The 15,605-nt window shown below is 59.7% G+C and carries 13 protein-coding genes; 4 read left to right on the top strand and 9 right to left on the bottom strand.

Translation table 11 applies throughout. From position 1 onward, the window contains the following. Positions 1-66: 66 nt before the first annotated feature. Together ACN6NG_RS08045 and fusA are read left to right on the top strand one after the other, a co-directional pair. Positions 67-492 (top strand): hypothetical protein, encoded by a 426-nt coding sequence (locus ACN6NG_RS08045; protein ID WP_474313420.1) that lies wholly within the window; start codon positions 67-69, stop codon positions 490-492. Between the two features lie 73 nt (positions 493-565). Next, on the top strand, positions 566-2,677 hold the full coding sequence (fusA, locus tag ACN6NG_RS08040) for an elongation factor G (RefSeq protein ID WP_063424917.1): 2,112 nt from the start codon (positions 566-568) through the stop codon (positions 2,675-2,677). 112 nt (positions 2,678-2,789) lie between these two features. Here the strand turns inward: fusA and ACN6NG_RS08035 are convergent, their stop codons facing one another. From ACN6NG_RS08035 to ACN6NG_RS08025, 3 genes are all read right to left on the bottom strand, one after another. Then, the gene (locus ACN6NG_RS08035; RefSeq protein ID WP_353456828.1) at positions 2,790-4,232 is read right to left on the bottom strand and encodes a SulP family inorganic anion transporter; all 1,443 of its coding nucleotides are present in this window, start codon (positions 4,230-4,232) and stop codon (positions 2,790-2,792) included. An 83-nt stretch (positions 4,233-4,315) separates the two neighbouring features. Next, on the bottom strand, positions 4,316-6,025 hold the full coding sequence (locus ACN6NG_RS08030) for a S8/S53 family peptidase (protein ID WP_474313417.1): 1,710 nt from the start codon (positions 6,023-6,025) through the stop codon (positions 4,316-4,318). Positions 6,026-6,078: 53 nt separating this feature from the next. Further along, positions 6,079-7,254 (bottom strand): ATP-binding protein, encoded by a 1,176-nt coding sequence (locus ACN6NG_RS08025; RefSeq protein WP_474313415.1) that lies wholly within the window; start codon positions 7,252-7,254, stop codon positions 6,079-6,081. Between the two features lie 124 nt (positions 7,255-7,378). Between ACN6NG_RS08025 and ACN6NG_RS08020 the strand changes: the two genes are divergently transcribed. Then, positions 7,379-8,143 carry a secretin N-terminal domain-containing protein gene (locus ACN6NG_RS08020; protein WP_474313456.1) on the top strand — a complete coding sequence of 255 codons (765 nt, stop codon included), beginning with the start codon at positions 7,379-7,381 and terminating at the stop codon, positions 8,141-8,143. A 492-nt stretch (positions 8,144-8,635) separates the two neighbouring features. Next, a complete protein-coding gene (aceA, locus tag ACN6NG_RS08015) occupies positions 8,636-9,961 on the top strand; it encodes an isocitrate lyase (protein ID WP_012273289.1) in 1,326 nt (441 codons plus the stop codon). Positions 9,962-10,058: 97 nt separating this feature from the next. Here the strand turns inward: aceA and ACN6NG_RS08010 are convergent, their stop codons facing one another. The 6 genes from ACN6NG_RS08010 to ACN6NG_RS07985 all read right to left on the bottom strand — a co-directional run bounded on the left by ACN6NG_RS08010 (position 10,059) and on the right by ACN6NG_RS07985 (position 15,583). After that, positions 10,059-10,799, bottom strand: a complete 741-nt coding sequence (locus ACN6NG_RS08010) for an SDR family NAD(P)-dependent oxidoreductase (protein ID WP_081238126.1) — start codon at positions 10,797-10,799, stop codon at positions 10,059-10,061. 18 nt (positions 10,800-10,817) lie between these two features. Then, complete coding sequence (locus ACN6NG_RS08005; RefSeq protein ID WP_059395964.1) at positions 10,818-11,957, bottom strand: MFS transporter; 1,140 nt, start codon at positions 11,955-11,957, stop codon at positions 10,818-10,820. Between the two features lie 37 nt (positions 11,958-11,994). Next, positions 11,995-12,729 carry a type IV toxin-antitoxin system AbiEi family antitoxin domain-containing protein gene (locus ACN6NG_RS08000; RefSeq protein WP_474313411.1) on the bottom strand — a complete coding sequence of 245 codons (735 nt, stop codon included), beginning with the start codon at positions 12,727-12,729 and terminating at the stop codon, positions 11,995-11,997. A gap of 73 nt (positions 12,730-12,802) precedes the next feature. Next, positions 12,803-13,861, bottom strand: coding sequence for a pyridoxal phosphate-dependent aminotransferase (locus ACN6NG_RS07995; RefSeq protein WP_403007905.1), 1,059 nt, complete (start codon positions 13,859-13,861; stop codon positions 12,803-12,805). Further along, positions 13,858-14,601: a class II aldolase/adducin family protein gene (locus ACN6NG_RS07990; RefSeq protein ID WP_474313410.1), complete on the bottom strand. Its 744-nt coding sequence runs from the start codon at positions 14,599-14,601 to the stop codon at positions 13,858-13,860. Before ACN6NG_RS07990 ends, ACN6NG_RS07995 begins: the two co-directional genes overlap by 4 nt. Next, the gene (locus ACN6NG_RS07985) at positions 14,594-15,583 is read right to left on the bottom strand and encodes an NAD(P)-dependent oxidoreductase (protein WP_474313409.1); all 990 of its coding nucleotides are present in this window, start codon (positions 15,581-15,583) and stop codon (positions 14,594-14,596) included. Before ACN6NG_RS07985 ends, ACN6NG_RS07990 begins: the two co-directional genes overlap by 8 nt. Between the last annotated feature and the right edge of the window lie 22 nt (positions 15,584-15,605).

Below are 15,605 nucleotides of genomic sequence, written 5' to 3'. Positions count from 1 at the left end.
GTGATCTGAATGCCCCGATCTGTTAGGGTGCCCGCCGATGCACGCCACACCACACGAGGATCCCGAGTGAGCGCCGAAGAACCCCTGATCGCCGACCTGTTCGATGTCGACAAACGCCTGTCCCTCAAGCCCGTCGTGGACTTCAACAGCTACCTGCGCAACGCCTTCGGCGAAGGCCCGTGCCGCTGCCACCGCTGCACTGAAGATGGCGACGAAAGCACCTACAGCCACGCCCACACCTTCACCTTCGAAAGCCGCCAGTGCCACCGCCGCTTCGCCAGCACCTCGGGCAGCGATGTCGCCCAGGTACTGAAAAAGGCCTGGCTTTCGTACACCAAGGCCGACCTCAACCTGGTCGGCACACTGGACCTGACCACCCTCAAGACCTTCACCGAAGCCGCCCTGCACTCCCGTCTGCTGGCGCTGCTGACGGCCAGCGGCCTGGCCCGTGAAGTGGATGGCCAGTGGATGCTGCAAGCCCAGGCCGACTGACGGCCCGGCGGCAGGGCAGGATTCCACCGGTCTGCTAACGTGGTGGAATCCGCCCATTCGCAGGTAGTCCGCCATGGCCCGCACAACGCCCATCGAGCTGTACCGCAATATTGGCATCGTCGCCCACGTGGACGCCGGCAAGACCACCACTACCGAGCGGATCCTGTTCTACACCGGGGTCAACCACAAGATGGGCGAGGTGCACGATGGCGCGGCGACCATGGACTGGATGGCCCAGGAGCAGGAACGCGGCATCACCATCACCTCGGCGGCGACCACGGCGTTCTGGCAAGGCTCGACCAAGCAGTTTGAGCACAAGTACCGCTTCAACATCATCGACACCCCCGGCCACGTCGACTTCACCATCGAGGTGGAGCGCTCGTTGCGCGTGCTCGATGGCGCGGTGGTGGTGTTCAGCGGTGCTGACGGGGTAGAGCCACAGTCCGAGACGGTCTGGCGCCAGGCCAACAAATACCATGTGCCACGCCTGGCCTACATCAACAAGATGGACCGCCAGGGTGCCGACTTCCTGCGTGTGGTCAAGCAGATCGACCAACGCCTGGGGCACCACCCGGTACCGATCCAGCTGGCCATCGGCAGCGAGGAGAACTTCATCGGCCAGATCGACCTGGTGAAGATGAAAGCCATCTACTGGAACGACGCTGACCACGGCACCAGCTACCGCGAAGAAGACATACCCGCCGAACTGCAGACGCTTGCCGACGAATGGCGCGCGCACATGGTAGAAGCAGCCGCCGAGGCCAATGACGAACTGCTCAACAAGTTTCTCGAAGGCGAAGAGCTGAGCATCGACGAGATCAAGGCCGGTTTGCGCAAACGCACCATCGCCAACGAAATCGTTCCGACCATCCTCGGCTCCTCTTTCAAGAACAAGGGCGTACCGCTGATGCTCGATGCGGTAATCGACTACCTGCCCGCCCCGTCGGAAATCCCCGCCATTCGCGGCACCGACCCGGACGATGAAGACAAGCACCTGGAACGGCACGCCGACGACAAAGAGCCGTTCTCGGCCCTGGCTTTCAAGATTGCCACCGATCCATTCGTCGGCACCCTCACCTTCGCCCGCGTTTATTCCGGCGTGCTCAGCTCAGGCAACGCGGTACTCAACTCGGTTAAAGGCAAGAAGGAACGCATCGGCCGCATGGTGCAGATGCATGCCAACCAGCGTGCCGAAATCAAGGACGTGTGCGCCGGCGACATCGCCGCGCTGATCGGCATGAAGGACGTGACCACCGGCGACACCCTGTGCGACATGGACAAACCGATCATCCTCGAACGCATGGACTTCCCTGACCCGGTGATTTCCGTGGCCGTGGAGCCCAAGACCAAGGCCGACCAGGAAAAAATGGGCATCGCCCTGGGCAAGCTGGCCCAGGAAGACCCGTCATTCCGCGTGCGTACCGACGAAGAAACCGGCCAGACCATCATCTCGGGCATGGGCGAGTTGCACCTGGACATCATCGTCGACCGCATGCGCCGCGAGTTCAACGTCGAGGCCAACATCGGCAAGCCGCAGGTGGCCTACCGGGAAAAAATCCGCAACACCTGCGAAATCGAGGGGCGTTTTGTGCGCCAGTCCGGCGGCCGTGGCCAGTATGGCCATTGCTGGATCCGTTTCGCCCCCGGCGACGAAGGCAAGGAAGGTCTGGAGTTCATCAACGAAATCGTTGGCGGCGTGGTACCGCGCGAGTACATCCCGGCGATCCAGAAGGGTATCGAAGAGCAGATGAAGAACGGCGTGCTTGCCGGCTACCCGCTTATCAGCCTCAAGGCCGCCGTGTTCGACGGTTCGTACCACGATGTCGACTCCAACGAAATGGCCTACAAGATCGCGGCTTCGATGGCCACCAAGCAGCTGTCGCAGAAAGGCGGCGCGGTGTTGCTGGAACCGGTGATGAAAGTGGAGGTGGTGACGCCGGAGGAATACCAGGGCGACATTCTGGGCGACCTCAGCCGGCGCCGCGGGATGATCCAGGACGGTGACGAAACACCGGCCGGCAAGGTGATCCGTGCCGAAGTGCCGTTGGGCGAGATGTTCGGCTACGCCACCTCGATGCGTTCGATGACCCAGGGCCGGGCCAGCTTCTCGATGGAGTTCACCCGCTATGCCGAAGCCCCGGCGAGCATTGCCGATGGCATCGTCAAGAAAAACCGCGGGGAGTAAGCGGCTCTCCTGTCCCGCCCCCTTCGCGGCTAAAGCCGCTCCCACAAGGGATCGCATACCCTTGTAGGAGCGGTTTTAACCGCGAAGAGGCCGGTACAGGCAGCCATAATTTTCAATGTTGCTCGCCAGCCCGCTTCAACAGTTTCTTGCACCGCTCTGACAAATGCACCACGCGCAAATGCTTGCCCGCCTTCGCATACCGCTCACGCAGGGTCTTGAGCGCCGCAACCGCCGAATAGTCGACAAAACTCAAATGCTGGCAATCCAGCGTGACCTGGGTCGGGTCCTGGGCCGGGTCAAACTGGTTGAGGAACGAGGCGGTCGAGGCAAAGAACAGCGTGCCATGGACCTGATAACGCTTGCCGCCTTCCGCATCCTCATGGCTGTCCGCATAGAGTTCCCGCGCATGCTGCCAGGCAAAGTTCAGCGCCGCGATGATGATGCCGAACAGCACCGCCATGGCCAGGTCGGTAAACACGGTGACCACGGTCACTGCAATGATCGCCAGCACATCGTTCACCGGCACCTTGTGCAGCACCCGCAGCGACGCCCAGGCGAAGGTCTGCTGAGCCACCACGAACATAACCCCGACCAGCGCCGCCAGCGGAATACGCTCGATCAGCGGCGACAGGAACAACACGAACAGCAAGATCATCACCCCGGCCACTACCCCGGACAGCCGGCCGCGGCCATTGGAACTGAGGTTGATCACCGTCTGGCCGATCATTGCGCAACCACCCATCCCACCGCACAGGCCCGAAACCATGTTCGCCGCGCCCAATGCCACGCACTCGCGGTCCGGAAAGCCACGGCTCTCGGTCACTTCATCGGTCAGGTTGAGGGTGAGCAAGGTTTCCAGCAGGCCGACCATGGCCATCAGCACGGCGTAGGGGGCGATGATCTTCAGGGTTTCCAGGTTCCAGGGCACATCCGGCAGTGCCAGCCCCGGCAGGCCACCGGCGATGTGCGCCATGTCGCCCAAAGTGCGGGTGGGCAGGCCGAGCAGGTACACCAGCAGGCCCACGCCAAGGATCGCCACCAACGCTGGCGGCACCGCACGGGTCAGTTTCGGCAGGACGTAGACCACCGCCATGGTGAGTGCCACCAGGCCGATCATCAGGTACAGCGGCGCGCCGCTGAGCCAGTGCTCACCCGCCTTGAAGTGCTCAAGCTGCGCCATGGCAATGACGATGGCCAGGCCGTTGACGAAGCCGAGCATGACCGGGTACGGCACCAGGCGCACCAGTTTACCCAGCCGTAGCAAGCCGAACAGGATCATCACCACGCCACCCAGCAAAACCGTGGCCAGCAGGTATTGCGCGCCGTGCTGCACAACGAGTGCCACGATCACCACCGCCATCGAGCCGGCCGCGCCGGAAATCATCCCCGGTCGACCGCCAAACAGCGCCGTAAGGGTGCAGATGATGAAAGCGCCATACAGGCCCATCAGCGGGTTGAGATGAGCCACCAGGGCAAAGGCGATGCACTCGGGCACCAAGGCGAACGAGGTGGTCAGGCCGGCGAGCAGGTCGGCGCGTAGTCGGGCGGGCTTCATGGGCTTCCTGTGGGGCAGTGCGGGCGGACGTTACAAAAACGAGGGCCGCGATGTTACGGAATTTGTCTGACAGCGGCCACCGTTCAGCGCACCCGCTCCCGGCTCTGCACTGCCAGGTCCAGCGCGCGCTGCATGTCCAGGCGCGCCGAACGCCCCAAGTCGGGGTGGTTCAGGCGCCCACCACGCTCCGAAGGCAGGATCGGCGCCGTCAGGTCTTCGGCATCCATCGCCTCGAAATCCTGCTCGGTGCCCAGGGTCAGGGCACTGCGCCGCAACAGCATGCGCACCTGTTCCGGGGTCAGGGCCGGGTTGATCGACAGCATCGCCGCCACGGTGGCAGTCACCAGGGGTGTTGCGTACGATGTGCCGCAATGCGCAGCCGCGGCAGCCGCCGGGCGTATGCAGGCAGCAGCACTGACATCCACGCGCATGTCGATGTTGGAACTGTGGCGCTTGCGCACATGGTCGGGGGCTTCGACCGCCGTCGCCTTGTCGCTGCGCTGGTGCCCGCCCACCACCAGCAGTTGTTCGGTGATGAACGACGACGGCAGGCGGTATTCATCGGTACCTGACCACGACGCACCGTTGCCCGCCGAATTCACCACCACCACATCCGGGTGCTCTTTGCGCAGCCAGAGGAAGAACTCCTCAAGCAACTCCTCGTAGCCACTCATCGCCAGCCCGGAACGCACCAGCGAATCAACCTCATCACCGTTGACGTCGCGTGCGCCGACCCGGTGGATGCCCCAGCTCCAGTTCAGCACCCGCACGCCATCCTCGACCAGGTTCACCGATGCAGCAATGTTGGCGGTGATACCTGCATCCGAGTTGCGCTCTACAATCATCTCGAAGCCAGGGCTGTGCTTGCCCAGCCCCGGCAAAAAACCCTCACCCTGCGCGGCGAGAATGCCTGCGACATGGCTACCGTGGCTTGTCGGGCGATCACCGTCGCGAGCATACACGCACGTCTGACCCTGTTCGCAGCCGCCTCGGTATTGGCTGAACCCCGGGGCGTCAAAGTCCACTTCACGCTCGATTACCCCGACCCGCACGGGCTGCACCGGCAAGCGCGAGGCGCCAATCCGTCGCTGGTAGAAATACAGCGCGTCCATGAAGCGGTTGGCCGCCCATTCATCCGCTTGGTCGATGGCCCTGGTGTCGCGCCCGCTGCCCTCTTCCCCACCCTCCGGGGCGGACTCCTCGACAATTACGGCATCCACGCTGACCTCACTGCCCATGCGCAGGATCATCGCGTCACGCTGCACCAGGTCGTCCACCGGTAAGCGCAGCTGATAGACATTCAGCGGCGGTATGGCACCGACAACCTGGGCGCCGTATTTACCGGCAATGCGCCGGGCCTCGCCAAGGCCGTCGTGTTGTTCTTCGATCAACAGGCTGACCAGATCGACATAGGTAGTCAGGCCATCCATGTTCTTGGCCACTTCATCAGGCCCTGCTGCTACAACATGACTGCGCTGGCGGGTTAGCCAGATCGGGTTGCTGGTGCGCCCATCATATTCCAGCCAAAGGGGCGCGCTGCGCTGGGCTTTTTTCGCCAGGTTCAGGGTAAGCCGGTCACCTTTGCGCTCGATATCAGCTGTTGGCAGTCGCACACCGCCCAGCCATACCTTTGGCACATCTGCACCGAGCCCCTCGGCACGCAGGCACCATTGCTGCCCGCCTTCGCCGAGCAGGTCGCCGCAGCGCTGCAGTTGCTTGATGCGCAGCCCATCGGCTGCTACCTCTGCACCAAGGCTACAAAGCCACAACAGCAAGAACAGGCCACCCCTCATGCGATCACCCCATGCACTCCCTCTGAGTGCGACTGGCGGGACAACTCAAAGGTTCATCTACGGCCAGCAACTGCCTTGTCGCGGGCAAGCCATTCAGCCATGGAAGCATCCTCCAGCGCGTACTCGCCACGATTGGCCTTCCACACCAGCTCCTTGTCGCGCAGAGCATCGAGGGCCTTCTGTACGTTAGGCGTATTGGCGTTGGCTTCTGCCTGGGCCTGCTCCAGCTTGCGTCTGATGTCGATCAAGGTCTGCTCTGTGAACGGCGAGAACGGATGTCGGCCTAGCGTGCGCTCGGCCATTACCTCAAGCACCGCCTGCTGCAACGGCGAAAGCTCGTTCCAGGCACTTTCGTAGTCACTCCAGACACCAGCCTGATGGTTGAGTGCCCCAGTGCGCAGCAGATCGCCCAAGTTGCCCGCCTCACCCAGGCCGACGCTGACTTCGGCCAACAGCTTGTTGAGCATTTCCGGGCGACGGCCGACCAGCTCGAAAGCGTACGCCAGGTCCTCTACCTTGAACTGATTGCTATCGGCCAGGCGCCGGTTCCACAAACCCGTGATGAATTCGACATATTCCCGCCCCAGTAACGGGAACGGCGTGATGGTGGCACCAAAGAACGGCTGCTTGCTCTTGAGTACCAGGTTGGCCAGCTTGTCGCGGCTGGAGCCTGTGAACACCAGGCGCAAGCCGTCCGGACGGTCGCCACGGTTGAGGTGGTCACGCGCGGCTTTCAGCGCGAACATGGCATTGAGGCCATCTTCGCTGTTAAGGGCGTGCTGAGCCTCGTCGATGATCAGCACTACCATCTGCCCTGACACTTGATGCAGCACGGAAAGTGCCTGCGCCAAGGTAGTACCCGCAGGCAGTTGCGGGCGGGTGAAATCCCAGCTCAGGGTGCGCAGCAGGTTTATTTTTTCGATACCAGCCTTTTTCGCGGTCCTGGCCAGCGCACCTTCGAAACTGGCCAGCGCAGTGCCGATGGCGCCACTGATGAGCTGCGCCGGGGCCGCGTGGCGGGCCGACCACAGGTCCACGTAAACCGGTCGCCAGCCGCGCCGTATGCATTCCGGTATCAAGTCGTTGTTGAGGAAGGTGCTCTTGCCCGTGCGCCGGGGCGCGGCCAGGAACATGCCAGCGCTGTAATCGATCAGCGACTCGCCTGCCAGGTCTTGGGCCAGAGCGTTGGCCAGTTGATCACGGCGCAGGAGCGGGCGAACAGCAGCCATGTCATTATCCTCAATTATCTTGCCTACTATAATTTATAGCCTACAAGATAAATAAGGTTAATACGACCTTCTGAACAGCGCCGGCGTGATCCAGATCCGGCAGGAAGCCGGCAAATTTGCCATCATGTTCATTCCACCTGCGGAGATCATGGACATGCCGCTACGCCCCCTTTTCACTTCCCTGCTGCTGCTTGCCAGCCTCGCCGCGCAGGCCGCTACCGAGGTGGTGCCGCTGCAGCACCGCGCCAGCGCCGAACTGTTGCCTGCCGCGCAGGCATTCATCGGCAAGGACGGCACGGTGAACGCCTTCGAGAACAAGCTGATCGTCAACGCCAGCCCCGAGCGCATCGACGACCTGCGCGCCTTGCTGCAGCAACTGGACACTGCTCCCAAGCGGCTGCTGATCAGCGTCGACAACAACGACAGCAATTTCCAGGACAACCGCGGCAACGCACGCGTCATCCACTACGGCACCAGCAACCGCGAAGGCGGCATGCAGCAGGTGCAAGCCAGCGAAGGCCAGCCTGCGCTCATTCAGGTAGGCCAGAGCATCCCGATCACCAGCACCAGCACCGACGGCTATGGGCGCATAGAGAGCAACACCGAATACCGCAACGTGACCCAGGGCTTCTACGTCACGCCAAGCTTGAGCGGTGACACGGTTCGTCTGCAAATCAGCACCAATAATGATCGCATCAGCCAGGAACGTGCAGATGTAGTGAAAGTGCAAAGTACCGACACGACAGTCACCGGAAAGCTCGGTGAATGGATCACCCTGGCAGGCTACAACCAGCAGAGCCAAGCCGAGCGGAGCGCGTCAAGCCGCAGTTACAGCACCCAGCGCGGTGAAAACATGACTTTGCGGGTAAAAGTCGACCTTCTCGACTGATCCCAGGCAATTCAAGGCCTCGACCAAAGGCCTTGAAACTGACTGACAAGTCGCATTAGACCAAAGATGTAGTAAGCGAAAAAAACCACTACAAAACATTTGACAGGGTCTTTTTCCCAAGGGCATGATGGCCTCGCTCCCGCTAATCAGGGGCCCTGGCAAGGGCCTTCGAGGCGTGCTCCTCCCACCCCTGGAGGCGCCTCGTGTCTATACGGCCCACAAGGCGGTTCGACGGGATTGCGACTGCAACGAAGAAGTTGTCCCGAGGGACGGAAGCGCATCACCGCAGTACTGGCAATCGCGTAGCACCGCAGCAAGGCAACCACGAGCCGACCTGCCGGAGCACACCTTCGCCTGGGCTGCCCACCCTTCCCCTTCGAGCCTTCGCGTTCGCCGCCGCACTCCTTAGAACAGGACAGCCGCCAAGCGCCCTGATCTGCACCCGAGCATCAGCACAATTAACCCAAGATCGATGCGACGAGGTTTATTTCCATGGCACTGACACGCGAACAGCAAATTGCAGCCCTCGAGAAAGACTGGGCCGAAAACCCGCGCTGGAAAGGCGTGACCCGTACCTACACCGCCGCTGATGTCGTTCGCCTGCGTGGCTCCCTCCAGCCAGAGCACACCCTGGCCCGCCAAGGTGCAGAAAAACTGTGGAAGCTGGTCACCCAAGGTGCCCACCCGTCCTTCCGCCCAGAAAAAGATTTCGTCAACTGCATGGGCGCCCTGACCGGTGGCCAGGCAGTACAGCAGGTAAAGGCTGGCATCCAGGCCATCTACCTGTCCGGCTGGCAGGTTGCCGCCGACAACAACTCGGCCGAGTCGATGTACCCTGACCAGTCGCTGTACCCGGTTGACTCGGTACCGACCGTGGTCAAGCGCATCAACAACTCGTTCCGCCGCGCCGACCAGATCCAGTGGAAAGCCGGCAAGAACCCGGGCGACGAAGGCTACATCGACTACTTCGCGCCTATCGTGGCAGACGCCGAAGCCGGTTTCGGCGGCGTACTGAACGCCTACGAACTGATGAAGAACATGATCGAAGCAGGCGCCGCGGGCGTGCACTTCGAAGACCAGCTGGCCTCGGTTAAAAAATGCGGCCACATGGGCGGCAAGGTGTTGGTACCAACCCAGGAAGCCGTACAGAAGCTGGTGGCCGCGCGCCTGGCAGCTGACGTGTCGGGCGTACCGACCATCATCCTGGCCCGTACCGACGCCAACGCCGCCGACCTGCTGACCAGCGACTGCGACCCGTACGACCAGCCGTTCGTGATTGGCGAGCGTACACGTGAAGGCTTCTACAAGGTCCGCGCCGGCCTCGACCAGGCCATCTCCCGCGGCCTGGCCTACGCGCCATACGCCGACCTGATCTGGTGCGAAACCGCCAAGCCGGACCTGGACGAAGCCCGTCGCTTCGCCGAAGCGATCAAGAAGGAGTACCCGGACCAGATCCTGTCGTACAACTGCTCGCCTTCCTTCAACTGGAAGAAGAACCTGGACGACGCCACCATCGCCAAGTTCCAGCGCGAGCTGTCGGCCATGGGCTACAAGCACCAGTTCATCACCCTGGCGGGCATCCACAACATGTGGCACGGCATGTTCAACCTGGCGCACGACTACGCCCGCAACGACATGACCGCCTACGTGAAGCTGCAGGAGCAGGAATTCGCTGACGCCAGCAAGGGCTACACCTTCGTGGCGCACCAGCAGGAAGTGGGTACTGGCTACTTCGACGACATGACCACTGTGATTCAGGGTGGCGCATCGTCGGTGACTGCGCTGACCGGCTCGACCGAGGAAGAGCAGTTCCACTGATAGTGGCTTGCCGCTGAAGAAAGGCCCAGGGCTGCGAAAGCCCTGGGCTTCTTTCATGCATGATTCGAATACGCGCTGCCAAAACTCCGGGCGAACTCTAAGCGCGGAATCCACCATCGATTGGTACCGCCACACCAGTTACATAAGAAGCCGCCTCCGAGCTAAGCCAGTACACAAGCTCAGCAACCTCATGGGCTTCACAGACTCGCCGCATAGGCTGCGAGGCACACACCGAATCAAATTTGCTCCCCAGTACATGCTTCGCCAATGGCGTTGATACAAACCCCGGACACACGGCATTGACCCGGACGCCATAAGGGGCATATTCCTTTGCAACGGCTCTGGTAATTCCAACTAGCGCGTGCTTGCTGGCAGTGTATACAGAGCCACCCGTGACACTGGCATTCAGACCCGCTAGCGAGGCGACGTTGACAATGGTGCCATGTCCCGCCTCACGCATTGCAGGCAACACCGCCTTCATGCATTGCCATGGCGCACGTACATTCGTGGACATGACATCATCGAAATCAGCCTCGGGATAGTCCTCGGTCATCGTGAATGATCGACCGTCAATACCGATGCTGTTGACGAGACAATTTATGGGTGGGTGATCGAGAGCCAGTTGCTTAAAAAGGTCGGTCAACTCGGTAGGGCTACGCAAATCGACCGAGTACGAATGCGCACACGCCATCTCCCTGTTGATACCCTCACACACACGAAGGTTCCGAACATGATCACGTCCGCACACAATGACTGTGTATTGCTCTCTGGCAAATTTCCATGCACACGCCTCTCCGATACCGGAATTGCCACCAGTAATAACAACAACCTTGCTCATGCCTTCAAGTCCCTTCTGTCAGTAATCAAGCCTTCCACGTCGTAGGAAGAGACAGGTCAGGCCAAAAATCACACCCGCGCAACCAAAAACCGTCCAGGTAACACTGAAGCCAAGGCCAGCCAGCATCGGCACAGCCAAGATTACGCATAGCACTCGTGCCGCAGCCTGAATTACAGGTATCAAGGAAAACAAAAACCCTTGTCGCGACACCGGCGCTCGCTGGGCAATCAAGGTCGCCATGTAGGTGATACCGATGATCTCTCCCAAGGTCCAGATCACCACTAACAATAGTATTGCGGGCCAAGTATCGACCAAGGCATAGGCGCCGAAACCAATGCCGTAGCAGATCGCCGCCAGCGCCATGTTAGCCATGGCAGACCAACGCCGGCTCAAGGCAATCAGCGGTCGAGTTAGGACAATAACCAGTAACCCATTAACAATTCCTGCCACTCCAAAAAGATGAGCCGCATCACTCACCCCCAATGCTTCTAACCAGAGAGGGAACTGGTATTCGCGCTGACCATCAAGCAGGGACAATACGAAAAACATCACACCCGCCAAGATCACCACCGCGGGTATCGGCACATCCTTTGCCTTAAGCGGCGTATCCTTAGCATCGAGATGACTTCCGGTTAGCGGCAGAGCCAAGGCAGCGCTCGTCACCAGGCAAACTAGACTAATCGCTGCGGTAAACCACAAGAGATACTGGCTTTGCCAACTAAGAAGAACACCCCCTACGACGAACAGCAGGACACCACCTGCATTACTGGCTAGATGAAGATAGGCAAAGGCCCCCACCTGATCGTCTGACGGTGCAGCCCGGGCGGTCATCACGCTGAAAAGCGGTGTGATGGCGCCCGCACTGAACATAAAAAGCAAAATCATGCCGATTGCGATGGGTAAGATCGGCAGCAGACTGCCCAACAGCGCGAGCAGCGCCGTCGACGAACAGCCCAACAGAAGAAGTCGACTGCCCACACGACCTGGCAGTTGTCCACCCAGCAGGTTTCCGGCCAAATAGCTGATGATCATCAGCGACACCGTAGTCGCCAGTTCAGCATCTGCCAAAGCAAAGTGCCGATTCATAAATAACGCCGCAAACGACCCGACCCCGTTGGCCAGGACAAACAGCAACTTGAGCAATGCCACCTTATGCATTAGCGGGCTCATTCGCTTAATGCCGTGGCTTACGGCGCTACCCATGAGGACCGAGGCACAACGTCGTGCCGTCCTTGAACCTTGAAATCCAGCGACGCTCGCTACCAACTTGAATATTCCAGAGCCCGAGCAACTCATCGACATCCAGCAATCTCGCCTGACGAGCTAAGCGCAGGTACAAGCGCACAGCCTTCACGCTGGTGCAACACTGGAGTAGTTGGCCACTGGCCAAAGGACAGACCTCGCCAGCGGCATAGAAACACTCTCTGGCCTTCAGCAAATCACGGCTGCTGCCGACTTCATAGAGCATCTCCAGCAACGCACGCTCGGGCACTGACCTGAGCACCCCACCCCGCCGCTCAAGGGTCGATGTGCGCAGATTTATCTCACCACTCCAATCAAACAATCGTGCATACACATAGCGCACCGGATAACGCTCGGTAAACCACCGAGGCAATGAGGCTCGGTTATCGCCCCACAATACTAGCGGAGGATCATTTTCATAAACTTCGCGAAGCGCACTGCTACCTCCTAAATGTAGGCAGGCATTCTGACGTTCCAGGTATGAGCAGCCCACCGCAAGGCTCAGCTCATTATTTGGAAAGGCATAGATACCGCGAGCTACGCGATTCAGCCAACCATTCCTAGCATAGCTGGCAGCCCTCTGGCTCGATATTCCAATGTGTTGCAAGACATCGAGGTCGAGCAACATCTCGCGTGGCTGGGAGGTATAGAGTTTTCTGATCAAAGAATATTGTTGTTGTATAGGCATACCTGCATCCTGCGACTTCTTGGCTGATGTCGGTGACTGTTAATGCGGGGCGTCCCTGCCCCGAGCGCTGGATTCATGCTTCTTGCAATGCCTGGATAAACGACTGCAGATCGTCATCCTTTGGAATTGCCACCCGCAGCACATTGGTCAGCAATGAACCAGCATGAGGATATACTGAGCAATCGCTGAATCGTATCCTCGCCCTGTGCAACGCTTTGGCCATACGCTGATCAGGGCCGTCCTCGAGGAGTAGGAAGTTGGCAAGGGTATCAATGACGCCGATTCCCAGGCCTTGGCAACACTCAACAATCCGCGTACGTACCCAATCTTGGCGACCATGCGCCGCTGCGATTTCTGGCTGATTGGCTAGGCAATGCAGGGCCGCCTTGACAGCCGCGTGGTTGATATCCCAAGGACCACGCAATTTGAGCAACTGCCTAACAGCATGGGTGCTGGCCACCACGTAGCCGAGACGCAAACCAGCCAAGCCGAAATACTTGGAAAACGAGCGGATAACGAACAACTGCTCAAGGCCGCTGAAGGTTCCAAGGCAAGAGTGGCGTAGGTACTCGTAATAGCACTCATCAACAATCACTGGCTTATCAAGTTCAACGCAGCGAACTATCAAGCGGTGCAGATCATCAGGCTCAATCTGCACTCCCAACGGATTGTTCGGATTGCACAGAATCAGCCCATCACGACCTGACAAGGCTTCGAGCACAACATTGCATGGAAGGTGGAATGATTGCCCGCGCCGCTCGTATGGCACCACGACTGTGCCCACACCATTGACGTCCAGCATCTGGTAGTAGAACGAGAACACGGGTGACGGAACAACCACCTGCGCACCCGGCGGGAAGATAAGACGTACCACCAGGTCGATGGCCTGGTCGGCGCCATTGGTCAGCAGAAGGTTCTGGCGAGGTACCTGACAGTAGTCACTGAGCCCATCGAGCAACTGTCGGTAGTTAGGGTAGGTGTATAGATCCCTCGGAGCCAAGGCATCGGAGAGGAATGTCTTAAGGAAGGACTCGAGAAACTGATTCTCGTTGAGGTCGAGCAACACCGAGGAGAAGTCCCGCTCCGGTGCCTTCCAGTGCCCTGCAGACAGGGTATGCGAATGCAATTTCACAAGCTGCCCCCTCCATAAATAACTTCCTCGCCCTGCCGATACATATGCCGAACATCGTCTTCGCTTGCATAGACCACAGGGCGGCCACTAGCGACAGCCAGCTGCTGGCTAACAATTAGCCGCCCGACCTCCGCTGTGAATGCTAGGGCACGATGAAATGCCTCTGAGAGATTACGCCCTAAGGTGGTGATACCATGACCAGGCATGACGATGCAGTTGGTCGTAGTCACACATTGAGAAATGGCCCGTATGTCCAGCTCGATATTCACGCCCTCGCCAAGGATGCATGGAGGCTTGCCCAACACCAGGGCCGTATCATTGGAGACATACTTCATCGTTCGCCAGCGCATGACCGAAAAGAACGCCAGCACTTCATTGGGATGCAGGTGCACGGTGGCATTGATGTCCGGGCGACAACTGAAAATCTCTCGGTGCATCCGGTGCCCCAAGCTGGGCCTCGTAGTGCCGTGCACCAACTCATCTGTAAGCAAGTCGAGCACCACAATATTCTCCAGCCCACACTCTTCCAGGGACAGACCACCGTGTTTGGTGTAAATGACATCGCGCCGGCGATGTGGGCAACTGCGGCGCACCGCGATGTTTCCAAAGGTATTCATAAGCAGTTGCCTAGCAGCCAGCCGTTGCCCGTACACCCGAATGTCTTGAGCGATTGCCCGGTCGAACCAGACCGGTAACTCGCTATTCCCTTCAGGATTACGCTTGATGATCGGTTCAGGCATGTGCGTCGCCCTCCCGATCTTTGGGCCACCACTGGTTGGCAGTCACTAACGAGGTTTCCTCCAGCATGGCCAGCAGTGCTTGAAGCGCACGTGCCTTTAAGGTCGACAATGACCGTTCGCTGCAAAACGCAGCATGGGGCGTCAGCGCCACGCGTGCATGTGCACGCAGTGCAGGTAGGATCGCCGGCTCGTGCTCGACGACATCAAGCAGCGCCTGACTCACTTGCCCATTGTCCAGCGCCCACAACAAACTGTCGGTGTCAATCAGCCCGCCTCGGGATGTGTTGACCAGTACCGCCCCAGGTTTGAGCCTGGCCAGATTGCACTGATTGAACAGGTGGTGAGTCGCCGGCGTCAGCGGCAGGTGCAACGTCAGAATGTCGGCTTGCTCCAGCAATGCCTCGAACGAACAAGCCTGCGCCACCCCATCAGGGCAATGCACTAACGCTGGATCATGGAACTTCACCTGGTAGCCAAATACAGCCGCACGCCTGGCCACTGCCCGGCCGATGGCGCCATAACCCAAAACCCCGAGAACCGTATCATGGCAGGGCTTGAGCAACCCACCCGGCGAGTGGGTACCGCACTCACGCCAGCACCATCCACCCAGCTGGGTATGTTGGAAATAGTCAAGCAGCCTGCGCTGAGCTAGCAGCACAAGCGCTAAGCTGTGTTCGGCCACCTCCTCCACACCCACCTGGCCGATGTTGGCAAAGCGGATACCTTTAGTCATCAGGGCGGCCATATCAACATCATCCACCCCAGTGGTTGCCTTCACTAGAGCCCGACATCGCGACGCTTGCGCCAACAGTGCGCTGTCAACCTTCACGGAATGGAATGCAACGATGCCATCGGCCCATGCCAGCTGCACGGGCGTCGGGGTACAGGTCACCTTGATCTCGCAGCCGTCATCACGCAGGCCATCGAACTCGCCTTGCTCGACGTAGTTCACCTGTAATGAGTCGATCATCAGAATTTTCACGTGCTTATCCTTCTCCATTGGA

Source organism: Pseudomonas sp. TSO6 (assembly GCF_056098905.1).
Note: the sequence above shows the minus strand (reverse complement) of the source record. Positions and strands in the feature narration are given on the sequence as shown.